This window comes from Novosphingobium percolationis, from assembly GCF_020179425.1.
Classification (GTDB): domain Bacteria; phylum Pseudomonadota; class Alphaproteobacteria; order Sphingomonadales; family Sphingomonadaceae; genus Novosphingobium; species Novosphingobium percolationis.
The window spans coordinates 303437-324612 of the sequence record NZ_JAILYM010000002.1; the positions used below are offsets into that span (position 1 = coordinate 303437).

A 21176-nucleotide genomic window follows, 5' to 3' on the forward strand; every position below is an offset into this window, starting at 1 on the left:
GTCCTCTCCCACGCGGAAATACCAGTCCCGCCCACGTGATGCAACACGTGTTTCATGACGATGCTCAGGCCGGGCGCAGCCCCAGCCAATGCGCCACTGGCGCAATGCGGCGCAGCACCAGATGTTCGAGCACGGCCACGCCCGCCAGCGAGATCGCGAGCATCGGCAGCAACAGCGCCAGCACCGCCACGATCACGGCCACTCCGCCGATGCGCGCAGGCACCTGCGGCAGCGGCGGTGCGCCCAGCGTGTCCTCATCCTTGCGCCGTCGCCACATCACGAAGCCGCTAACCGCCAGCATGACCAGCATCAGCGCCGTCGCCAGCCCGATCAGCTGGTTGATCCAGCCGAACAGCGCGCCTTCGTGCCAGGCCACGCCATAGCCGACCACGCGGTCGATCGGATGCTTGTCGGCAAAGGTCTCGCGCCCCGTCTCGCGCCCGGTCCGCGCGTCGAAATGCACCGTCACCCCCAGCGGCCGGTTCTGCGTGTCCGAACGCACGGTCCAGTCGCTGCGCGGCGGAGCGCCGAACGCCTGCGGCGCGCCCGGCGGCACCACCACGACGGGGAAGGGCAGGTGCTGCGCCTTTGCTTCGGCGACGATCTCGGCAAGGCCCGGCCCCTGTGCCCCGCCGTGGTGCGCGTGCGCCATCGGCATCGCCATGGGCATGGCGCCCGCGCTTTCGGCGGCCAGCATCGCGGCATGATCGTGCCCGCCATGGTCCGCACCCGCGATCATCGGCGGCGGGGCCTTGCCGCCCACGGTCCACGCCTGCTGCCCTTTCACCAGCCCCAGTTCCACCCGCACCGCGCGAAAGGCAGAGCCCCACACGTCCGCCCAGGGCAGCCCCGTCACCAGCAGCACCAGCGCCAGCCCCGAAACCCAGAACCCCGTGACCGCGTGCAGGTCGCGCCACATCAGCCGCCCCCCGCCGCCCAGCCGAGGCCAGACCACGCCCGCCAGCCGCACCCCGCGCGGCCACCACAGGTACAGCCCGCTCACGATCAGCACGATCGCCCAGCTGGCCGCCAGTTCGACCAGCCAGCTGCCCTTGCGCCCCAGCAGCAGCTGCCCGTGAACCCTGTGCGCGATTTCCGAAATCCGCGTCTCGCTGCCCAGCGAGCCCAGCACCGCGCCGCGCGGCGAGACGAACACGTCGCGCATCCCCACCTTGCCCGGCAGCGCAAGGTGGATCAGCGCGGCATCGCCCTCGCGCGCGGGCAGGCGATAATAGTGCAGCGTCGCGCCGGGGAAGGCGGCCAGCGCCGCCTCCACCTGCACTTGCGGGGATACGCTGCCGCTATCGGCCATGCCGGTAAAGGCGCGTTCCTCCCATGCGTCGATCTGCGGCTTGAACAGGTAGACCGCACCCGTGCAGGCGAGCAGCACCACCAGCGGGATCACCAGCAGCCCGGCATAGAAATGCCAGCGCCAGATCGTGCGATAGAGCGCGGCGCGCTGCACCTGTGCGGTCATGTCCCGTCCCCTTCTGTCAGAACCGCGCGCGCAGCCCGGCGTAGACCGCCCGCCGCTCGACCGGGTAGTAGATGGCCGAAGCCCCGCTGGCCGTGATCGTCGCGGCCACGTCGCCGATGGCCTTGCGGTCGGCGAGGTTGCGCACATCGAGGAACAGGTCGAGCCCGTCACGCAGCGTGGCCCCGGCGCTCACCCCGACCAGCACATAGCCCCGCGTGCGCGTGGTGTTGGCATAGTCGGCAAAGCCACCTTGCGGCACCCATTCGACATTGGGCGCCACGTGCAGGCCCTCGTCGCCGAAGCGCACTTCGCTGCGCACGACATGGCGCGGCACCACGGGCAGGCGGTTGTCGCCGTACTGCGCGTCCTTGCGGAAGCGGAAGTCCGACCACTGCCACACTTCGCGCAGGCGCAGCCAGTCGGCAGCTTGCCACGAAAGCCCCGCCTCGATCCCCTGATGCAGCGTGCGGCCCGCATTGAAGGTGCTCGCCGGGATGTCCGCGCGCACCGTATACTGCAGCATCTCGCCCTTCAGCGTGGCGCGATAATACGTCACGTCCCACGCCAGCTTGCCCACGGCCCCACGCGTGCCCACTTCCGCGGTCCACGCCTTCTGCGGCTTCACGGCCACGAAATCTGCCTTCTGCGCCAGTTCCACGAAGGTCGGGAATTCGACCGAGCGGTTGAAATTGGCATAGACGTCCACGCCCGCCACCGGCTGCCACAGCACCCCCAGCTTGGGGCTGAACGCCCGGAACGAGGCACGGCCCCTGACGGCGCTGGGCAGGGTGCGATCCTGTTCGCGCCAGCCATCGGCCCAGATCCCGCCGCCGATCAGCGACAGACCCGCCGTCGGCGTCACGCGCACTTCGCCATAGAGGCTGGCCGTGCGCGCGCGCTGGCGCGCTTCGAAGATCTGGGCCCCGCGATGCCCGCTGACGTTGACGAACTGGCGGGCCTGTGTCGTGCCCCAGCGGATCTCGCCGCCCAGCGTCGCCGAAACCAGATCCCCCCGCCATTCGCTCCGCACGAAGGCGCCCTTGTCGTCGCTCTTCTGGTCGATCACGACATAGATCGGGTGGAACAGCTCCTTGTGGTTATAGAACGCGCCCGCCTCGATCGTCGCCGCGCCCAGATCCAGCGTGGTGCGGTTCTGCAAGCGCAGCGAGGTGATGTCGCGCGCCTGATCGCCCAGCAGGTTGCCCTTTTCGGGCGTCGCCAGCGCATCACCCATGGTCAGCGCGCCCGGCAGCTTCTGGTGGATGTCGTTGACGCTGGCGTAAAAGCGCGTGGTCAGCCCTTCGGCCAGCGTAGCCCCCACGTTGCCGTTGAAGCGCAGCGAATGGCGCCTGGCATGGTCGCGGTCGCCGTCGTGGCTGTCCGCCGAAACGCCCGCCCACGCATTCAGGCTTTCATCGCCGAACCCGCCTGAAACAAGGCCCCGGATCATGGCGAAAGATCCCCCGTCGATCCGCGCGAACACCCCGTGGGCGGTGTCGCCGTGCGGCGTCACCCCATTGATCGCGCCACCCAGCGTGCCCGACCCGAAGCGCAGGGCATTGCCGCCACGATAGACCTCCAGATGGTCGAGGAAGATCGGCTCCAGTTCCTGAAAGTCGCCGTTGTCGTCCGACAGGTTGATCGGCACGCCATCCTGCAACAGCGTCAACCCGCGCATATGAAAGCTGCGCGAAAGGCCCGATCCGCGGATCGAGATGCGCACTTCCTGCCCGAAGCGCGGCTGGGTGTAGACGCCGGGCGAAAACGCCAGCGTGTCGCGCAGCGACACCACCGTCCTGTCGGCATAGTCGGCATAGGGCACCACATCGACGCCGCCCGGGGTTGCCTTCACCTGTTCTTCGGCAAGCTCTGCCTGCCCCTTGCCCACGACGATGATCGCCCGGCGGGCATCGCCCTCATCGGGCGCCTGCTGCGCGTGAACGGCAAAGGGAACCATGCTCGCCAGCGCGAGCGCAAAACGCGAAATCTTCATGAAAAAGCCAGTCCTGAAATGCGTGGCATGGACCGCGCGTAAGCACGCGATCATTGCGTCAGTTCAGCCGCAAGCGCGGCTCAGGACAGGGCAGGGGGGCCGCAGGGCGGCGGCAGGACACGCGGCGCGCGCCGCAGCGCGGGCAGGGCGACAGGGCCGAAGCCCAGCGCGACAAGGAACGCGATGGCGGCGGCCAGCAGCACCGGATCGGCCCCGCCCAGCGCCGCCATGCCAAGGCCCGCAAAGGCGCAATGCTCGTTGGCTTTCGCCTGCGGCGGCGCGCTTTGCTTGGCGACCTTGATCGTCAGGGGGGCGTGCAATCCGGTCGCATCGGCGCAGACCAGCACGGTAAAGCTCGATGTCGCGGTGCTGCCGGGCATGAACCCGGCGGGGATCAGCGCGCGCATCGCAAGCGCCAGCGCGACCAGCGCCATGGCCAGCCGCGACTTACGCAAAAGGATGCTCCGCAAACCCCTCATGGCCCGCGCCGTTACGCCCGAAGCGTGCTGCTGTCACCCGGCTTAGTGTTAACCCCCTACGAAAGGCGAGGGCGCTTTTCCCCACCGCCCCAACCCGTCATTCCCGCGAATGCGGGAACCCCGCCGCTAGAAACACCGCGCACCGTCGTCAGCGATCCCCGCCATCACAGTCATGACGATGCCGATGAACAGGGTGCAGGGATGGTAAATCCCTGCAATTCCTTCTTCATGCCTCCGCCAAATCGTTCCGCGCCTCCCCCAGCATCCACGCCTTGAACCGCATGAACTCCGGATCGCGCGCCTTGTGCGGCGGGTGGACGAGGAAATAATCGCGTCCGCCTTCCAGCGGCAGGTCGAAGGGCACTTCCAGCAATCCCGCCGCCAGTTCGGCTTTGACCAGAAAGCGCGGCAACAGCGCCGCGCCGCCTCCTGCTGCGGCGGCCTGCGCCAGCATCAGGAATTGCGAGAAGCGCTGGCGCGGCGGTCCGCCGGGCAGGTCGATCCCGGCCTGTGCGAACCAGCGGCCCCAGGCCTGCGGCTGTGCCGACAGCGCCAGCAGCGGCGCGCGCAACAGGTCCTGCGGGGTTTCGATGTCCAGCCGGTCGGCCAGCGCGGGCGCGATCACCGGCACCATCACCTCGCCGAACAGCCGTTCGTGGACCAGTGGCTGGCCGCCCGCGCCCGGCGGCCAGTCAGGCGGGCCGACGTGGATCGCGGCGTCGAAATCCTCGGTGGCGAAGTCGAACAGGTCGGTGCGCGCGATCACGCTGACCATCAGGTCGGGGTGGACGGCGGACAGCATTGGCAGGCGCGGGGCCAGCCAGCGCATGGCAAAGCCGGGCAGGCTGGCCAGCGTCACCCCGCGCCCCTGCGGCGACACCAGCCGCCGCGTCGCCGACCGGATCAGGCCGAGCGCCGGGCCGATCTCGCCAAGGTAGGCTTGTCCGGCGCGATTGAGCGCCACGCGCCGCCCGTGGCGTTCGAACAGCGGTGTGCCCAGCCAGTCCTCCAGGTGCGCGATCTGGCGGCTGACCCCGCTCTGGGTCAGGCCCAGCAGCTCGGCCGCGCGGCTGAACGTGCCTTCGCGCGCGGCGGCCTCGAAGCAGCGCAGCATCGACAGCGGCGGCAGCAGGCGCGGATCTTCGTCCTTCATAACCATTGGTCATGTATAAGGCCCAAGTTTAGGCTTAGGAAACCCCCGACGCGCCTGTACATTGTCAACGAACCGCTTTTGACAGGCCTTTGATATGACCATCCTCACCTCCACCTGTCCCGCCACCGGCGCGCTGCTCTGGGAAGGGAAGGCCGCCGATCCCGCCACCGTCGCCGCCACCGTCGCCCGCGCCCGCGCCGCGCTGCCCGGCTGGTCGCGCACGCCGCTGGAGGAGCGGGTGGCGCTCGCCCGCGCCTATGCCGCACGGCTGAAGGACAAGGCCGAGGATCTCGCCCGCACGATCGCGCAGGAGACGGGCAAGCCGCTGTGGGAGACGCAGGCGGAAGTCGGCTCGATGGTCGGCAAGGTCGAACTGTCGATCCGCGCCCAGGCCGAGCGCGCCGGCATCCGCACTGATCCCGCTGCGTTCGGCGCGGCGGTGCTGCGCCATAAGCCGCACGGTGTGATGGCGGTGCTCGGGCCCTACAACTTCCCCGGCCACCTGCCCAACGGCCACATCGTCCCCGCCTTGCTCGCGGGCAACACCGTGGTGTTCAAGCCGAGCGAGGAAACCCCGCTGACGGGCGAGGCGATGGTCGCGCTGTGGCGCGACGCGGGGCTTCCTCCGCACGTGCTGCAGGTGGTGCAGGGCGCGCGCGAGACCGGAGCGGCGCTGGTCGATGCCGATATCGACGGACTGCTGTTCACCGGCAGCGCCACCACCGGCACCGCGCTGCGCCGCGCGCTGGTCGATCGCCCCCACGTGATCCTCGCGCTCGAGCTGGGCGGCAACAACCCGCTGATCGCATGGGACGGCGCGCCCGAAACGGTTGCCTCGATCGTGGCGGCCTCGGCCTTTGCCACCACCGGCCAGCGCTGTTCCTGCGCGCGCCGCCTGATCGTGCCGACCGGCGCTGTGGGCGACGCCATGGTCGATGCCGTCGCCGCGCTGGCGGGTCGCATGACCATCGGCGCGTGGGACGAAGACCCGCAGCCCACGCTCGGCAGCCTGATCTCGGCCCGCGCCGCAGAGACGGCGCACCGCGCCTATGCTGCGCTGGTCGCAGGCGGCGCGAAGGTGATCCGCCCGCTGACGGGCGTCGCTGGCCGCTCCGCCGCCTTCGTCACGCCAGCGATGCTCGACGTGACCGGCCTCGACGTGCCCGACGCCGAGATCTTCGCGCCCGTGCTGCAAGTCCGCCGCGCCCGCGATTGGGACGAGGCCATCGCGCTCGCCAACGCCACCGCCTTCGGCCTTGCGGGCGGGGTGGTTTCGCAAGACCCGGCGAAGTGGGACGACTTCCTCGCCCGCAGCCGCGCAGGCGTGGTCAACTGGAACCGCCCGACCACGGGCGCGAGCGGCGCGATGCCGTTTGGCGGGCTGGGTTCCTCGGGCAACCACCGCCCCAGCGCCTATTACGCGGCGGACTACTGCGCCTATCCCGTTGCCTCGTTCGAAAGCCCGGCGCTGGCTGATCTGACCGCCGATCTCGTCGGCCTGAAGGACTGATCCGATGCGCGAGGTCAACTTCGACGGGCTGATCGGCCCCAGCCACAACTACGCCGGGCTCTCGCTGGGCAATCTCGCCTCGGCGCGCAACGCGGGCGGCGTTTCCTCCCCGCGCGCCGCCGCCTTGCAAGGCCTCGCCAAGATGCGCCGCGTCATGGATCTCGGCTTGTCGCAGGGCTTCCTGCTGCCCCACGCGCGCCCTGATGCCGACTGGCTGCGCACGCTGGGCTTTGCGGGCAGCGACGATGAAGTGTGCGAGGCCGCGTGGAACAGCGAGCCCGCGTTGCTGCGCAATGCCATGTCGGCCAGCGCGATGTGGACTGCCAACGCAGGGACCGTCAGCCCCGCGCCCGATTGCGCCGATGGCCGCTGCCACATCTCGGTCGCCAATCTTTCGACCATGCTGCATCGCTCGCTGGAAGCGCCGCAGACGCTGCGCCAGTTGCAGCTCGCCTTTGCCGACACGCGCCACTTTGCGATCCACGGCCCGGTGCCGTCGGGCCTTGGCGACGAAGGCGCGGCCAACTTCATGCGTCTGGCCAGTGCCCATGGCGAACCCGGCCTCGAAGTGCTGGTCTATGGCGAGCAGGGTCGGGCGGAGTTTCCTGCGCGCCAGCACAAGGCCGCCAGCGCTGCCGTCGTCCGCCGCCACGGCCTTGATCCGGCGCGCACGCTGCTGGTCTGCCAGAGCGATGCGGCGATTGCCGCGGGCGCGTTCCACAACGATGTCGTCGCTGTCGCCAACGAGACCGTGCTGTTCACGCACGAACTGGCCTTCGAGGACCGTGCGGGCACCCATGCTGCGATCCGCGCTGCCTTGCCGCAGGTCGAGATCATCGAGGCCCCTGCCAGCCGCATCAGCCTCGACGCCGCGATCCGGTCGTACCTGTTCAACTCGCAGCTCGTCAGCCTGCCGGAAGGCGGCATGGCGCTGGTCCTGCCGGGCGAGGTGCGTGAGGTGGTCGAGGTCTGGGACTGGTTGCAGGAACTGGTCGCCAGCAATGGCCCGATCCGGCGGCTGGAAGTGGTCGAAGTGCGCGAATCGATGCGCAACGGCGGCGGCCCCGCCTGCCTGCGCCTGCGCGTGGCGGTGAGCGACGAGGCCTTTGCCGCGATCGACCCGCGCTTCCTGCTTGATGCCGCGAAGGCCGAACGCATGGCGCAGGTGATCGAGGCGCATTGGCCCGAACGGATCGCGCCCGAGGATCTCGGCCATCCGGCGCTGTGGCGGCAATGCCGCACCGCGCGTGCCGCGCTGCTCGAAACGCTGGGGTTCGCCAGCGGCGAACTGTGATCTTGCGCGCGTCGCATCGCCGGTGTCATCTGCGCCGATAACAGCGGCGGAGAGGCAAGTGCGGCACGTTCTGGCGATAGACCAAGGCACGACCTCCACCCGCGCGATTCTGTTCGACGAGCAGGCACGCGCCGTCGCCACCGCGCAGCGTGAGTTTCCCCAGCATTATCCACAGGCTGGCTGGGTGGAGCACGATGTCGAGGACATCTGGCGCGATTGCGTCGCCGTGGCGCGCGATGCGCTGGGGGCTGTCCCGCTGGCGCAGGTGGCGGCCATCGGCATCGCCAACCAGCGCGAAACGGTGGTGATCTGGGACCGCAGCACGGGCGAGGCGATCCACCGCGCGATCGTGTGGCAGGACCGCCGTACCGCCGAAACCTGCGCCGCGCTGAAAGCCGAGGGCGTGGAGGCGATGGTCACGGACCGGACCGGCCTGCTGCTCGATCCCTATTTCAGCGCGACCAAGGCGGCGTGGATGCTCGACCACGTTCCGGACGCAAGGGCGCGCGCCGAACGGGGGGACCTCGCCTTCGGCACGATCGACACTTTCCTGCTCTGGCGGCTGACCGGCGGGCAGGTCCACGCCACCGACGTGACCAACGCGGGGCGCACGCTGCTTTATGACATCCGCCGCCAGTGCTGGGACGAGGAACTGTGCCGGCTGCTGCGCGTGCCGATGGCGATCCTGCCAGAGGTGCGCGACAATTCAGGCCTGTTCGGCACGACCGCGCCCGATCTGTTCGGCGCGAGCCTGCCCATCGCCGGCATGGCGGGCGACCAGCAGGCCGCGCTGTTCGGGCAGGCCTGCTTTGCGCGCGGCATGGCCAAGAGCACGTATGGCACCGGCTGCTTCATGCTGATGAACACGGGGCACGAGGCGCCGCATTCGGCCAATCGCCTGCTGACGACGCCAGCCTATCGTCTGGGCGGGCATATGACTTACGCGCTCGAAGGCTCGATCTTCGTGGCGGGCGCGGCGGTGAAGTGGCTGCGCGACGGGCTGGGCGTGATTGCCCATGCCAGCGAGACGCACGGCCTTGCCGCGCAAGTCGAGGACAGCCACGGCGTGGTCATGGTGCCTGCCTTCACCGGCCTCGGCGCGCCGTACTGGGACCCGGACGCCAAGGGGGCGATCTTCGGCCTGACGCTGGGCGCGACAGCGGCGCACCTTGCCCGCGCCGCGCTCGAATCAGTGGCCTTCCAGACCATGGATCTGGTCGATGCGATGGCGAAGGACAGCGGCGCGCTCGCTTCGGCGCTGCGCATCGACGGGGGCATGGCCGCCAACGACTGGTTGTGTCAGTTCCTCGCCGACATGCTGGGCGTCGCGGTGGAAAAGCCGACCAATCTCGAAACCACCGCGCTGGGCGCGGCCTTCCACGCAGGCCTTGCAACGGGCGTGTGGTCGGGGCTCGATGACCTGTCGCGCACCTGGGAAAGCGCCGCCCGCTTCACGCCCGCGATGGCCCCGGAACGCCGGGCCGCGCTGGCCGCGCTGTGGCGCGATGCGGTGGGGCGCACGCTCTCGCAGCGCTAATCCGTTGCAAACGGCCACCGAGGCTTGACCGCCCCCCATGCGGGCGGGCACACCGCTGGCACCTTGCTCAACAGGGAGAGGATTCCTCAATGTTCAGTCACGTGATGGTCGGCAGCAACGACATTGCCGCATCGAAGAAGTTCTACGACGCGACTTTCGCCGCGTTCGGCGGCAAGCCCGCGATCCAGGACGAGAAGGGCCGCCTGATCTATCAGCACAACGGCTCGATGTTCCTCGTCACGCAGCCGATCAACGGCGAACCGGCCTGCGGCGCCAACGGCGGCACGATCGGTTTCGCGATGACCCCGGAACAGGCCGACGCCTGGCACGCTGCGGGCGTGGCCAATGGCGGCGTGGCTTGCGAAGATCCGCCGGGACCGCGTGAAGGCAGCCCGTTCTATCTCGCCTACCTGCGCGATCCGGCGGGCAACAAGCTTTGCGCGCTGCACGTCATCGGTTCGTAAGCGCGACGGGCAGAGTGCCCACCCCCGACCCCTCCCGCTTGCGGGAGGGGAGAGGGCCGAAAAGGAAAAGGGCGCGACCGGGTGACCGGCGCGCCCTTTTTCATGCGATCAACAGCGGATCAGCGAACCGCCTTGGCCACCGCATCGAGCACGCCGTTGGCGAACTTGGCCTCGCGCTTGTCGAAGAAGGCGTGGGCGACGTCTAGGTATTCATTGATCACCGTGCCGACGGTGATGTCGTTGCGCGCCATCAGCTCCCACGTGCCCGCCCGCAGGATCTGCAGCATGGTGCGGTCGAGCCGGGGCAGCGACCAGCCTTCGGCCAGCTTGCTTGCCAGCAGGGTGTCGATCTCGTCGCGGCGGGCGACCACGCCCCGGACCACGTCGTCGAAGAAGGCGACATCGGCGGGCGCGTATTCCACGTCCTCGATCTCGGCGCCCAGCCGGTGCATGTGGAATTCGTCGAGCAGCAGGTGCAGCTCAGGGCTCTCCATCTCGACCTGGTAGAGCGCCTGGACGGCGGCGAGGCGCGCGGCGGAGCGGGCGCGGGTCTGGTCCTTGCCGCTGCTCACTGGCCGAGCCTCAGCGCGATCGAGCGGGCATGCGCGGCAAGGCCCTCGGCCTCGGCGAGTTCCACGGCGGCGGGGCCAACGGCCGAAATCGAAGCATCGCTGACCGCGATGAAGCTGGTGCGTTTCATGAAATCCAGAACGGAAAGGCCCGAGGAGAACCGCGCGCGGCGCCCGGTGGGCAGGACATGGTTGGGACCGGCGACGTAATCGCCGATGGCCTCGGGCGTCATGCGCCCAAGGAAGACGGAGCCCGCATGGCGGATCTGGTCGAACAGGCGTTCGGGGTCGTCGGTGGCGATCTCGACGTGTTCGGCGGCGAGCGCATTGGCGAGCGCCGGGGCCTCGTCGAGCGAATCGACCACGATGATCGTGCCGTGCGCCTCCCAGCTTGCCTTGGCGACCCGGGCCGTGGGCAGCAGAGCGATCTCGACGCCGACCATGTCGGCCACCTGATCGGCGAACTTTTCGTCGTCGGTGATCAGGATCGCCTGCGCGGCGGGATCGTGCTCGGCCTGGCTCAGCAGGTCGGCGGCGATCCACTGGGGATCGTTCCTGGCGTCCGCAATGACGAGGATTTCGGAAGGGCCTGCCACCATGTCGATGCCGACCACGCCATAGAGCTGGCGCTTGGCTTCGGCGACCCAGGCGTTGCCGGGGCCGGTGATGACGTCGACCGGCTTGATGCGGGCCGTACCATGCGCGAGCGCGGCCACGGCCTGCGCCCCGCCGACGCGCCACACTTCGTCCACGCCGGCCAGGTGCGCGGCGGCCAGCACCAGCGAGTTGATCACCCCCTTGGGCGTGGGCGTGACGACGACGAGCCGCCCGACGCCCGCGACCTTGGCGGGAATCGCGTTCATCAGCAGCGATGAGGGGTAGGCCGCGCGTCCACCGGGGACATAGAGCCCCGCGCCATCGACCGCGCTCCAGCGCGCGCCGAGGCGGATGCCCGCGGCGTCGGTATAGTCGCGGTTTTCGGGCAGCTGCGCTTCGTGGTAGGCGCGGATGCGCTGCGCGGCCAATTCCAGCGCGGCGCGCAGATCGGGCTTCAACGCATCGAACGCTTCGCGGCAGGCGTCGGCGGAAATGCGCCAGTCATCGTCGGCGGGCAAGTGCTGGTCGAAGCGCTCGGTATATTCCGCCAGCGCCTCGTCGCCGCGCAGGCGCACGTCCTCGATGATCGTCTGCACGTCGCGCGCGACGTTTTCATCGCTCTCGCGGCGATCCTTGACGAGCCGGGCGAACGCCTTGGCAAAGCCTGCGTCGCGGGTGCGCAGCTTGAGCATCAGGCGGCGGCCTTGCGCTTGGCGACGAGTTCGCGGAAGGCGTCGATCAGGCCGCCGAGACGCGCGCTGTCGGTCTTCAAGGCGGCGCGGTTGACGATCAGGCGCGCCGAGACCGGCAGGATGCGGCTGGTTTCGACAAGGCCGTTGTCCTTGAGCGTCTTGCCCGTGGACACGAGGTCGACGATGCGGCTGGCAAGGCCAAGCGAAGGGGCCAGTTCCATCGCGCCGTTGAGCTTCACGACCTCGGCCGCGACGCCCAGCTTTTCGAAGTGGCGGCGGGTGAGGTTGGGATACTTGGTGGCGACGCGCGCATGGCTTTCGCGCGCATTGGCGCCGCTTTCCACCGCGCTGACCGGCTCTGCCACCGACAGGCGGCAATGGCCGATGTCGAGATCGACCGGCGCGTAGAGGTCCGCATAGTCGAATTCATCGATCACGTCGGAGCCGACCACGCCGATCTGCGCCGCGCCGTGGGCGACGAAGGTGGCGACGTCGAAGGCGCGGACGCGGATGATCTTCACGTCGGGCCGGTTGGTGGCGAACGAAAGCGCGCGCGAGGCCTTGTTGAAGAAGTCTGCATCGGGCACCACGCCTGCCTGTTCGAGCAGGGGCAGCGCTTCATCGAGGATGCGGCCCTTGGGCAGGGCGAAGACGAGCTGGGCGGCGGTGGTCATGACCTCGCGCCCCTATGGCAAAGGGCCGGAAAGGGCAACCTCGTGCAACCGATCATGGAAATCGAGAACGTCGCGGGCGCGATCCGCTGGCAAGCCGATCACGCTGCCAACAACGGTGCGCCATGCACCGGCCGCGTGGTGCGCGCGCAGCTTGGGCTGCTCGATGGAGGGACGGCGGTGGGCCGCGCGCTGGCGCACTGGCCGGGGCGTCCGCTGGAGGATGCGCTGCCGCTGCGGCTGGCGGGCGGGCACCATTTCCTCGCCCTGACCGGCGCAGATCCGCGGTTGGCGGCGGTCTATCGCGGCGAGGTGACCGATCAGGCCGAGGTCGATGCGCTGGTGCTGGCGGTGACGCGCGACCACGATGCGGCGCTGCTGCCGTGGCTCGATGGCCCGCCGCAGACCAATGAGGCGGGCCGTTCGGCTTCGATCATGGCGGCGCTGCTGTGGCTCTCGCCGCGGCTTGGTCCGCGCTTCGAGATGAACGAACTGGGCGCGAGCGCGGGCGTCAACACGATGATGGAGCGCTTCCGTTTCGACCTTGGCGGGACAAGCGCCGGGTGCCCCGAGTCGCCCATGCACATCCGCCCCGAATGGAAGGGGCCGCCCCCGCCGCAGGCGCCGGTCGAGATCGTTGCGATCGAGGGCTGCGACCGCGCCCCGGTCAACCTTGCCGATCCCGAACAGGCGCTGCGTCTGAAGGCCTATGTCTGGGCCGAAGTGACCGAGCGCATCGCGCGTATCGACGCCGCGATCGCGCTCGCCGGCCAGCAGCCGCCGAAGCTGACACAGATGGACGCGGCCGATTTCGTGGAACAGCGCCTTGCCGCGCCACAAGAGGACGACACCACGCGCGTGTTCTATCACTCCATCGTCTGGCAGTACCTGCCGCCCGAGACGCGCGCGCGGATCGAGGCGGCGATGGCGGAGTCGGGCGCGCGGGCCGACGCGCGGCGGCGGCTGGCGTGGGTGCAGCTGGAAACCAACCGCGCGACGTTCCGCCACGAGTTGCGCGTGCGCTTCTGGCCGGGGGATGGCGAGGACCACCTGCTCGGCACCGCGCACGCGCATGGGGCGTGGGTGGAGTGGTTTGGTGCCTAGGCCGTCCGTGCCAGGAATGCCTCCATCGCGGCTATGAACTGGTCTGCCGCTTCCCACGTCACGAAGTGCCCGCAATCGTGGACGCGCTCGATCGAAAGTTCGGGGATCGTCTCGGCCAGCCCATCGAGGTTGGCGGGAGACAGCGCCGGGTCATCCATCGCCCAGACCACCAGCGTCGGGATGTCCAGTACCGGGACATTGAGCGGCTTGTAGTCCGCAGGCAGCGCAAAGGGCGCATCCATCGGCGGCACGAAGACAGGGCTGGCGCGATACCAGTTGACCATGGCCTTGGCCGTCTTGGGATCGGCCCAGTCGGCTTCGAGCGCGGCGCGTTCCTCCGGTTCCATCTTGTCGCTGAACAGCTCGGTTGTGGACTTGCCGAGCAGCGGCTTGAGGCCGCCCTTGTCGAGCGCTTCGTCATTCAGGGAATCGCGGAAGTCGCGGAAGTACTGGCTCGCCTGACGCTGGGCCTTGTCGGTCCACACCAGCTTGGGAAAGACGCCGGGGTGTGGGGCGTTGGCGACCACCGCGCGGGTCACGCGCGTGTTCTGCCCGGTCAGCGCCACGCCCCAGGCAATCGCGCCGCCCCAGTCGTGACCGACCACGGTGAACGTATCGACGCCCAGCGCATCTGCGAGGCGGAACACGTCGCCGATCATGTTGTTGGCGGTGTAATTCTCCACGCCTTCGGGCTTGGCCGAGCGGCCATAACCGCGCTGGTCGGGCGCGATGCAGCGATAGCGGTCGGAGAAATGGCGGATCTGGTGCCGCCATGTGCGATGCGATTCGGGAAAACCGTGGAGGAAGATCAGTACCGGCGCATCGCGCGGGCCTTCGTCGACCACCGCGAGTTCGATGCCGTTCTTCAGCGTGACCAGCTTCTGTTCCATCATGGTCACGCGCCTTCCTTCATCTTCGCGGCGTAGCCCGCCTGAAACAGGTCTGCCATGCGATCCATCAGCGCTTCGGGGGTGCGGCGCAGTTCACCGATTTCCTTTTCGAAGCCGACGGCGGCGATGATGTCGCGCTGTCCGGAGGCGATGGCGTCGATGATCTCGCGCGCGATGGCCTGCGGCTCCAGCCCGTTGTCGATGGCCTTGTCGCTGATGCCGCGCACCGATCCATCGGCGGTCAGCGCGTTGCGCGAAACGTTGGTGCGCACCGAGCCGGGGGAGATGGTGTGGACCGAGAGGCCGAGGCCCGTCACTTCCACGCGCAGCGCGTCGGCATAGCCGATCAGCCCGAACTTGGCCGCGCTGTAGGCCGTGCGCATGGGCGAGCCGACCTTGCCCGCGATGCTGGAAACGAAGCCCAGCCGCCCTTTCCCGCGCGCGGCCATGTGCGGCAGCACCGCTTGTGTCAGCGCGATGGGCGCGAGCAGGTCGACCGCGACAATGCGTTCATAGACCGGGAAGGCGGTCTCCAGCGCCACCGAGCGTTGCGAGATCCCGGCGTTGTTGATCAGCAGGTCGATCCCGCCCGAGCGCGCCGCCGCCCAGTCCCAAGCGGTGGCGGCAGCTGCTTCGGCGGCGGCATAGTCCGCCGCTTCGAACGGCAGCACCAGCACGTCATCGCCGCAGTCCTGCGCCACTTCGTCCAGCGCATCGCGGTTGCGGCCCGAGAGGATCAGCTTCGCCCCGTCCTTGGCAAGTTCGCGCGCCATTGCCGCGCCAAGGCCCGAGGACGCGCCTGTTACCCAGGCGACTTCGCCCTGAAATGCCATGTTGTCTCTCCCTGTTCTGTCGTGTCGTTATGGATAGCTGACCGTGGTGGCGATGCGGGGCAGGGGGATGAACTCCTCGCTGTCTCCCGGCACGGTCGGGAACCGGCCCTGTTCCCAGTCCTGCTTGGCCTGATTGATCCGCTCGCGGCTGGAACTGACGAAGTTCCACCATACATGGCGCGGCGTGGTGAACGCCTCGCCCCCCAGCAGCATCACGCGCCCGCCGCTGGCGGATGCGAGCTTCATCGCCTTGCCCGGTGCCAGCACGGTCAGCGCGTAGAGTTCCAGCGGCTCGCCTTCGATCTCGGCCTCGCCGCCTACCAGCATCACCGCGCGCTCGTCCGCCTCGGCCTCGATCGGCAACGCGCCACCGGGGGCGAGCAGGATCTCGGCATAGATGGTGGAGGCATATTGCGTGGTCTTGGCCGTCGCGCCCCACAGCGTGCCCATGATCACGCGCGCGCTCGCGCAGCCGTCCTCGATCAGCGGCAGGTCGGCGTAGGCTTCGAAAGCGGGGTCGATCTCCTCGCGCCCGTCGGGCAGGGCGAGCCAGGTCTGCATCCCGTAGAGCGTCTGCCCGGCAAGGCGCTCGGCCTGCGGGCTACGCTCGGAATGGACGATGCCGCGTCCGGCGGTCATCAGGTTGACCTGTCCGGGCCGGATCACCGCGTGGCTGCCGAGGCTGTCGCGGTGCTCGATCGCGCCTTCGAACAGCCATGTGACGGTCGCGAGGTTGATGTGCGGATGCGGGCGCACGTCCATCGCCGCGCCCGGCGGCAGGAGCGCGGGGCCGAACTGGTCGACGAAGATGAAGGGGCCGACCATCGTGCGTTCGCGCGTCGGGATGGCGCGACGCACCGCGAAGGCACCGATGTCGTGCGTGACGGGGCGGATGGTCTGGATCAGCAGGTCGCTCATGCCGGCACCTCGGAATCGAGAAGGTCGAGGATCGTTTCGGGAAAGATCGGTTCGTGCCACGCGGCGATTTCCGCGCGCGTGAACCAGCGGTGGGTCATGCCCATGGCGACTTCCAGCGCGGTGTGGGCATGGTGGACGACATCGTGGGCATCCACGCGCACGCGGAAGAAATGTTCGTCCGATCGCACCGGCTCGCCCTCCAGCGTCACGAAATCGTCGGCGCGCGCGGCGAACGCCACGCCGCAGTCGATGTCGAGCCCGGTTTCCTCCAGCAGTTCGCGGCGCGCGGCGGCGGGGAAGTCCTCGTGCGGGTCGCATTCGCCGCCCGGCGCGCACCAGAATGCGCGACGGCCCGGCGGATCATAGCGGAACAACAGCACGCGCTCGCCTGCATCGCTCAGCAGGATGCGCGCGGCGCGGCGGATGCGCCGTTCACTCACCGGGCGCGCGCGCCTTGATGGCGAGGGCGTGGACCCGCCCGCCGGGCAGGTCGCCCAGCGCGGCATTGACCATGCGCTGGCGCTGGAGCCGCGAAATTCCTGCAAACGCGGCGCTCTCGATCTCCACGGTGAAGTGCGATTCGCCCGATCCGTCGTGCCCCGAATGGCCCGCGTGACGGTCGCTGTCGTTGATCACGGCAAGCCGCGTTGGCGCGAAAGCGGCCTCCAGCTTTCGTTCGATTTCAAGCGCGATCGGTCCGGTCATGGCTTCCCTTCCAGATGAAGAGGCACCATGTGCAATCGGGTGAAGCAAGACAAGTTCCATGGCCGCGTCCACCATGCCGGACGCCTCTGCAACGCGCCGGGCTGCGAAGAGCCGGGCGAATTTCGCGCGCCCGGCGTGCGTGCGCCCGGCTTCGACGGGCCGGGCGATTATCGCTGGTTCTGCCTCGATCACGTGCGCCAGTTCAACGCAGGCTACGATTTCTTCGCAGGCATGAGCGCCGACGAGATCCTCGCCGCGCAATCGCCGATCGCCGGGTGGGAGACGCACACCCGCGCCTTCCGCCCCGATGCGGGAATCGACCAAGCCCCGCGCTGGAACGACTTTGCGGACCCGCTGGGCGCGATCCAGAAGCGCGCCCGTGCCCGCCGCGAAGACGCAATGCACCGGCAGGAAGCCGCGCGGCGCGGGATCGGCCCGGAGGAACGCAAGGCCTACGACGTGCTGGGCCTTGGCTTCGATGCCGATCGCAAGGCCCTGCGCGGCCGCTATTCGGAACTGGTGCGCCGCTACCACCCCGACCGCAACGGCGGCGACCGCAGCCACGAGGCCCGGTTGCAGGAAGTGGTCGAAGCCTACAATCACCTGCGTTCCATCCCCGCCTTCGCCTGAACCGTCTTGCTCCGTTTAACTGATCGGTTAAGGAAGGGCGAGAGGGAGAAAGCAGCGATGAACGAACAGGCGACTTATGCCGAGGTCATCAAGGGCCGGCGCAGCATCCGGGGGTTCAAGCCCGAGCCGGTGCCCCGCGCGTTGATCGAGGAAGTGCTGGAACTGGCCTTTCGCGCGCCGTCCTCGCACAACACGCAGCCGTGGAACTTCACCGTGGTCGCGGGCGAACCGCTCGACCGCATCCGCGAGGGCAACACCCGCCGCAATCTCGAAGGCGTGCCCGACAGCCGCGAGTTTCGCATCGGCGGCGGCATCGGCCCGCAGCATCGCGAGCGGCAGATCGACGTCGCCAAGCAGCTGTTCGGCGTGATGGGCATTGCGCGGGACGACAAGGATGGTCGACTCGACTGGGTGCTGCGCGGCTTCCGCCAGTTCGATGCGCCGGTCTCGGTGGTGGTGACGTTCGACAAAGTGCTGGAGGGCAGCGACATCGCGCCGTTCGATTGTGGCGCCGTCACCAATGCGCTGGTCAATGCCGCGTGGTCAAAGGGGCTTGGCTGCGTGATCAACAGCCAGGGCATCATGCAGTCGCCCGTGGTGCGCGAACACGCCGGGATCCCCGACGATCAGGTCATCATGATCTGCGTGGCGATGGGCTGGCCCGACGAAAGCTTCCCCGCCAACAGCGTCGTATCCAACCGCAAGAGCCTGGCCGAAGCCACGCGCTTCGTCGGCTTTGACTGAACGATCTGGCCGAGGTTTCAGGCCCCGTCCATCCACGCAGCGAAGGCGTCCTTCCAGTCGGGATGCCAGCGCGACAGGGCGGGGCGGCCCTCGGTGATGTCCTGTGCGTTCCACAACACGCGGCGGCGGTCGGTTTCCCAGCTGGTCTCGTTGTCGAGGCACCACAGGTAGAAGGCGCCACGGCCTACGCCGTCGAGCATTGTCTCCACCACCTGTTCGGGCGTCCAGGCGCTCGCGGGCTGTTGGGCGATGTGGCGGCGGATCATTCCGGTGAAGGTGAAGCCGGGAATCAGCAGATGCGCGGAAACCCGCCCGCCGGTCCTTTCGCGCAAGGTATGCGCCAGGCCCTCGGTGAGCGACTTCACTGCCGATTTCGATACGTTGTAGGCGGTGTTGCCGGGCGGCTGGGTGATGCCCTGCTTCGATCCGGTGTTGATGACGAGGCCGGGCAGGTCGCCTTCGGCCATCGCGGGCACGAACGCCTGCACGCCGTGGACCACGCCCATCAGGTTGACCCCGAGCAGGTGGTCCCACGCCTCGAAGTTCGACAGCGCATCGCCGCCGCTGCCGATCGCGGCGTTGTTCATCACCACGCCTGCCGGGCCGTGGCGCCCGAGTAGGTCTGTGGCGAGCGCGTTCATCGCGCCCCGGTCGGCCACGTCGACATCGTGGACCGCCTCCGCGCCGAAGACATCGTGGGCGCGGCGCAGGGCTTCGGGCGCGTGGTCGATGACCGCAAGCTGCATCCCGAAGCGCGCCAAGGCCTGCGCGGCGGCAAAGCCGATGCCATCGCCGCCGCCGGTCACGACTGCGAGTCGGCCCGAGGCGATAGCGGGATGCGGGGCGGGAAGCGGAGAAGGGGCGGTCATGGCGGGGCTATCCTTGCGCGGTTCGGCGCGAGGATAGCCACTGACGCTTCCCGCGCAACGCTCTCGGGGCAGGACCGCCAATGGAAAAGGCCCCGCCATGATGGCGAGGCCTTTCTCATTTCCCGACGGACCAGCGCCCCCGCTTGCGCAGGAGCGCGGTGATCAGGCGGCGACCGGCGCGGCCTGGCGGACCGATTCGTCGACGTGTTCGGCGAACTGCTCGAAGTTGTCGATGAACTTGCGGACCAGGTCCTGCGCGGTCTTGTCGTACTCGGCCGGATCGGCCCAGGCACCGCGCGGATCGAGCAGGCGGGTTTCGACGCCGGCGACTTCCACGGGAACCTCGAAGCCGAAGTTGGGGTCTTCACGGAACGTGGCGTTGTTGAGGCTGCCGTCCAGCGCGGCGTTGAGCAGCGCGCGGGTCGCCTTGATCGGCATGCGCTTGATGCCTTCCATGGTGGCCTTGCCGCCCGACCAGCCGGTGTTGACCAGCCAGCACTTCACGCCGCCCTTGTTGATGCGCTCCTTCAGCAGGTTGCCGTAGATCGACGGGTGGCGCGGCATGAACGGCGCGCCGAAGCAGGTCGAGAAGGTGGCTTCCGGCTCGGTCACGCCGATTTCGGTGCCCGCGACGCGCGCGGTGTAGCCCGACAGGAAGTGGTACATCGCCTGTTCCGGGGTCAGCCGCGCGATCGGCGGCAGCACGCCATAGGCGTCCGCGGTCAGGAAGATGATGTTCTGCGGCACCGGCCCGAGGTTCTTTTCCGAGCAGTTCGGAATGAAGTCGATCGGGTACGAACCGCGGCTGTTTTCGGCGAGGCTGTTGTCGTCGAGGTCGATCTCGCGCGTGACGGGATCGATCACCACGTTTTCGAGCACGGTGCCGAAGCGCTTGGTGGTGGCGAAGATTTCCGGCTCGGCTTCGGCCGACAGGCGGATCATCTTGGCGTAGCAGCCGCCTTCGAAGTTGAACACGGCGGTATCCGACCAGCCATGCTCGTCATCGCCGATCAGCGTGCGGCTGGCATCGGCGGACAGCGTGGTCTTGCCGGTGCCCGAAAGGCCGAAGAACACGGCGGTATCGCCGTTGGGGCCGATGTTGGCCGAGCAGTGCATGGGCATGACGCCCTTCACCGGCAGCAGGTAGTTGAGGATGCCGAACACCGACTTCTTCATTTCGCCGGCATAGGCGGTGCCGCCGATCAGGATCAGCTTCTCGGTGAAGTTGACCGCGACCACGGTCTCGCTGCGGCAGCCGTGGCGCGCAGGGTCGGCGCGGAAGCTGGGCAGGTCGATGATGGTGTATTCGGGCACGAACGCGGCCTGTTCTTCGGCGCTCGGGCGGACCAGCAGCGTGCGGATGAACAGGTTGTGCCAGGCGAACTCGTTGATCACGCGCACGTTGACGCGGTGTTCGGGCTGGCTGCCGCCGAACAGGTCGGCGACGTAGAGCTTGTCCTTGTCACCCAGCGCGGCGATGAAGTCGGCCTTGAGGTTGGCGAAGTGGTCCGGCGTCATGGCGACGTTGGTCTTGCCCCACCATACGGTGTTCTCGGTCTCGGCATCGCGGACGATGAACTTGTCCTTCGCGCTGCGGCCGGTGTGCTTGCCGGTTTCGACGACCAGCGGACCGTCCTTGGCCAGCAGGCCTTCGCCGTTGCGGATGGCATGTTCCACCAGCGGGCCGGTGCCGAGATTGGCAAAAAGCTGCGCCGGCTCAGGATAACCCTGTTGCGAGAGCGAGACGTTCAGGCTGGTATCGGACACTTCGAGCCTCCCGTTGGGCGTGTCATGCCGCAGCAGGACGGGGTTCCTGCCGCGTGCGTCACGCAGAATCTGTAAATACGAATGCACAGTGATTTCCACCGCGCATAGTGGCTGGCCCATGCTGCGTCAAATGGCGTGCGGCAACACAATTTTTCACGCGGACCGTTGCATGGAATTCAACTGCCGCCGCGTTACCCCGGCATGACTTGCCCCGACGGATTGCCAGCGCGCGATACAGGCGATAGTTCTCGCCGCCCCGCATCCAGCCCGGTATCGAGAC

General features: G+C 68.5%; 21 protein-coding genes. 7 read left to right on the forward strand and 14 right to left on the reverse strand.

The features are described from left to right. Positions 1–64: 64 nt before the first annotated feature. The 4 genes from K3A84_RS05910 to K3A84_RS05925 form a co-directional block, all read right to left on the reverse strand. A complete protein-coding gene (locus tag K3A84_RS05910; protein WP_225008403.1) occupies positions 65–1477 on the reverse strand; it encodes a PepSY-associated TM helix domain-containing protein in 1413 nt (470 codons plus the stop codon). 16 nt (positions 1478–1493) lie between these two features. Continuing rightward, positions 1494–3470 (reverse strand): TonB-dependent receptor family protein, encoded by a 1977-nt coding sequence (locus K3A84_RS05915; protein WP_225008404.1) that lies wholly within the window; start codon positions 3468–3470, stop codon positions 1494–1496. 80 nt (positions 3471–3550) lie between these two features. Then, positions 3551–3904, reverse strand: a complete 354-nt coding sequence (locus K3A84_RS05920; protein WP_225008405.1) for a hypothetical protein — start codon at positions 3902–3904, stop codon at positions 3551–3553. A 271-nt stretch (positions 3905–4175) separates the two neighbouring features. Then, positions 4176–5108, reverse strand: a complete 933-nt coding sequence (locus K3A84_RS05925; protein ID WP_225008406.1) for a LysR substrate-binding domain-containing protein — start codon at positions 5106–5108, stop codon at positions 4176–4178. An 88-nt stretch (positions 5109–5196) separates the two neighbouring features. Between K3A84_RS05925 and astD the strand changes: the two genes are divergently transcribed. The 4 genes from astD to K3A84_RS05945 all read left to right on the forward strand — a co-directional run bounded on the left by astD (position 5197) and on the right by K3A84_RS05945 (position 9907). Next, complete coding sequence (gene astD / locus K3A84_RS05930; protein WP_225008407.1) at positions 5197–6612, forward strand: succinylglutamate-semialdehyde dehydrogenase; 1416 nt, start codon at positions 5197–5199, stop codon at positions 6610–6612. Between the two features lie 4 nt (positions 6613–6616). Then, the gene (locus K3A84_RS05935) at positions 6617–7906 is read left to right on the forward strand and encodes an N-succinylarginine dihydrolase (RefSeq protein WP_225008408.1); all 1290 of its coding nucleotides are present in this window, start codon (positions 6617–6619) and stop codon (positions 7904–7906) included. Between the two features lie 58 nt (positions 7907–7964). After that, positions 7965–9443 carry a glycerol kinase GlpK gene (gene glpK, locus K3A84_RS05940; protein ID WP_225008409.1) on the forward strand — a complete coding sequence of 493 codons (1479 nt, stop codon included), beginning with the start codon at positions 7965–7967 and terminating at the stop codon, positions 9441–9443. Positions 9444–9532: 89 nt separating this feature from the next. Then, the gene (locus tag K3A84_RS05945) at positions 9533–9907 is read left to right on the forward strand and encodes a VOC family protein (RefSeq protein ID WP_225008410.1); all 375 of its coding nucleotides are present in this window, start codon (positions 9533–9535) and stop codon (positions 9905–9907) included. A 119-nt stretch (positions 9908–10026) separates the two neighbouring features. Here the strand turns inward: K3A84_RS05945 and nusB are convergent, their stop codons facing one another. Genes nusB through hisG form a run of 3 tightly spaced genes read right to left on the reverse strand, consistent with a single transcriptional unit; the run spans position 10027 to position 12439 of the window. Then, entirely contained in the window at positions 10027–10479 is a 453-nt protein-coding gene (nusB, locus tag K3A84_RS05950; protein ID WP_225008411.1) for a transcription antitermination factor NusB, read from the reverse strand. Beyond that, a complete protein-coding gene (hisD, locus tag K3A84_RS05955) occupies positions 10476–11765 on the reverse strand; it encodes a histidinol dehydrogenase (RefSeq protein WP_225008412.1) in 1290 nt (429 codons plus the stop codon). The genes nusB and hisD overlap by 4 nt, the downstream gene beginning before the upstream one ends. Continuing rightward, the gene (hisG, locus tag K3A84_RS05960) at positions 11765–12439 is read right to left on the reverse strand and encodes an ATP phosphoribosyltransferase (protein ID WP_225008413.1); all 675 of its coding nucleotides are present in this window, start codon (positions 12437–12439) and stop codon (positions 11765–11767) included. Before hisG ends, hisD begins: the two co-directional genes overlap by 1 nt. 54 nt (positions 12440–12493) lie before the next feature. Here hisG and K3A84_RS05965 point away from each other — a divergent pair, with 54 nt between their 5' ends. Continuing rightward, complete coding sequence (locus K3A84_RS05965; protein WP_225008414.1) at positions 12494–13540, forward strand: DUF2332 domain-containing protein; 1047 nt, start codon at positions 12494–12496, stop codon at positions 13538–13540. Here K3A84_RS05965 and K3A84_RS05970 read toward each other — a convergent pair. The 5 genes from K3A84_RS05970 to K3A84_RS05990 are packed head-to-tail and all read right to left on the reverse strand — an operon-like array spanning position 13537 to position 16886. Then, positions 13537–14433, reverse strand: coding sequence for an alpha/beta fold hydrolase (locus tag K3A84_RS05970; protein ID WP_225008893.1), 897 nt, complete (start codon positions 14431–14433; stop codon positions 13537–13539). The two genes, K3A84_RS05965 and K3A84_RS05970, sit on opposite strands and share 4 nt — an antisense overlap. A 2-nt stretch (positions 14434–14435) precedes the next feature. Beyond that, complete coding sequence (locus K3A84_RS05975; protein ID WP_225008415.1) at positions 14436–15263, reverse strand: SDR family NAD(P)-dependent oxidoreductase; 828 nt, start codon at positions 15261–15263, stop codon at positions 14436–14438. Between the two features lie 27 nt (positions 15264–15290). Beyond that, positions 15291–16181, reverse strand: a complete 891-nt coding sequence (locus K3A84_RS05980; RefSeq protein WP_225008416.1) for a pirin family protein — start codon at positions 16179–16181, stop codon at positions 15291–15293. Next, on the reverse strand, positions 16178–16621 hold the full coding sequence (locus K3A84_RS05985; protein WP_225008417.1) for an NUDIX hydrolase: 444 nt from the start codon (positions 16619–16621) through the stop codon (positions 16178–16180). Before K3A84_RS05985 ends, K3A84_RS05980 begins: the two co-directional genes overlap by 4 nt. Continuing rightward, the gene (locus K3A84_RS05990) at positions 16614–16886 is read right to left on the reverse strand and encodes a BolA family protein (RefSeq protein WP_225008418.1); all 273 of its coding nucleotides are present in this window, start codon (positions 16884–16886) and stop codon (positions 16614–16616) included. The genes K3A84_RS05985 and K3A84_RS05990 overlap by 8 nt, the downstream gene beginning before the upstream one ends. 39 nt (positions 16887–16925) lie before the next feature. Between K3A84_RS05990 and K3A84_RS05995 the strand changes: the two genes are divergently transcribed. Both K3A84_RS05995 and K3A84_RS06000 read left to right on the forward strand, forming a co-directional pair. Next, positions 16926–17516: a J domain-containing protein gene (locus tag K3A84_RS05995; RefSeq protein WP_225008419.1), complete on the forward strand. Its 591-nt coding sequence runs from the start codon at positions 16926–16928 to the stop codon at positions 17514–17516. A gap of 57 nt (positions 17517–17573) precedes the next feature. After that, positions 17574–18260, forward strand: coding sequence for a nitroreductase (locus tag K3A84_RS06000; RefSeq protein WP_225008420.1), 687 nt, complete (start codon positions 17574–17576; stop codon positions 18258–18260). Positions 18261–18277: 17 nt separating this feature from the next. Here K3A84_RS06000 and K3A84_RS06005 read toward each other — a convergent pair whose 3' ends face one another. Then, complete coding sequence (locus tag K3A84_RS06005) at positions 18278–19129, reverse strand: SDR family NAD(P)-dependent oxidoreductase (RefSeq protein ID WP_225008421.1); 852 nt, start codon at positions 19127–19129, stop codon at positions 18278–18280. Between the two features lie 162 nt (positions 19130–19291). Next, positions 19292–20896 carry a phosphoenolpyruvate carboxykinase gene (locus tag K3A84_RS06010; protein ID WP_225008422.1) on the reverse strand — a complete coding sequence of 535 codons (1605 nt, stop codon included), beginning with the start codon at positions 20894–20896 and terminating at the stop codon, positions 19292–19294. Positions 20897–21176: the final 280 nt, after the last annotated feature.

Excerpts from the sequence above, each read along its gene's own strand:
- K3A84_RS05910 (WP_225008403.1), bottom strand. The coding sequence starts at position 1,477 with ATGACCGCACAGGTGCAGCGCGCCGCGCTCTATCGCACGATCTGGCGC.
- K3A84_RS05915 (WP_225008404.1), bottom strand. The coding sequence starts at position 3,470 with ATGAAGATTTCGCGTTTTGCGCTCGCGCTGGCGAGCATGGTTCCCTTT.
- K3A84_RS05920 (WP_225008405.1), bottom strand. The coding sequence starts at position 3,904 with ATGGCGCTGGTCGCGCTGGCGCTTGCGATGCGCGCGCTGATCCCCGCC.
- K3A84_RS05925 (WP_225008406.1), bottom strand. The coding sequence starts at position 5,108 with ATGGTTATGAAGGACGAAGATCCGCGCCTGCTGCCGCCGCTGTCGATG.
- astD (WP_225008407.1), top strand. The coding sequence starts at position 5,197 with ATGACCATCCTCACCTCCACCTGTCCCGCCACCGGCGCGCTGCTCTGG.
- K3A84_RS05935 (WP_225008408.1), top strand. The coding sequence starts at position 6,617 with ATGCGCGAGGTCAACTTCGACGGGCTGATCGGCCCCAGCCACAACTAC.
- K3A84_RS05945 (WP_225008410.1), top strand. The coding sequence starts at position 9,533 with ATGTTCAGTCACGTGATGGTCGGCAGCAACGACATTGCCGCATCGAAG.
- hisD (WP_225008412.1), bottom strand. The coding sequence starts at position 11,765 with ATGCTCAAGCTGCGCACCCGCGACGCAGGCTTTGCCAAGGCGTTCGCC.
- hisG (WP_225008413.1), bottom strand. The coding sequence starts at position 12,439 with ATGACCACCGCCGCCCAGCTCGTCTTCGCCCTGCCCAAGGGCCGCATC.
- K3A84_RS05965 (WP_225008414.1), top strand. The coding sequence starts at position 12,494 with ATGGAAATCGAGAACGTCGCGGGCGCGATCCGCTGGCAAGCCGATCAC.
- K3A84_RS05970 (WP_225008893.1), bottom strand. The coding sequence starts at position 14,433 with ATGATGGAACAGAAGCTGGTCACGCTGAAGAACGGCATCGAACTCGCG.
- K3A84_RS05975 (WP_225008415.1), bottom strand. The coding sequence starts at position 15,263 with ATGGCATTTCAGGGCGAAGTCGCCTGGGTAACAGGCGCGTCCTCGGGC.
- K3A84_RS05980 (WP_225008416.1), bottom strand. The coding sequence starts at position 16,181 with ATGAGCGACCTGCTGATCCAGACCATCCGCCCCGTCACGCACGACATC.
- K3A84_RS05990 (WP_225008418.1), bottom strand. The coding sequence starts at position 16,886 with ATGACCGGACCGATCGCGCTTGAAATCGAACGAAAGCTGGAGGCCGCT.
- K3A84_RS06000 (WP_225008420.1), top strand. The coding sequence starts at position 17,574 with ATGAACGAACAGGCGACTTATGCCGAGGTCATCAAGGGCCGGCGCAGC.
- K3A84_RS06005 (WP_225008421.1), bottom strand. The coding sequence starts at position 19,129 with ATGACCGCCCCTTCTCCGCTTCCCGCCCCGCATCCCGCTATCGCCTCG.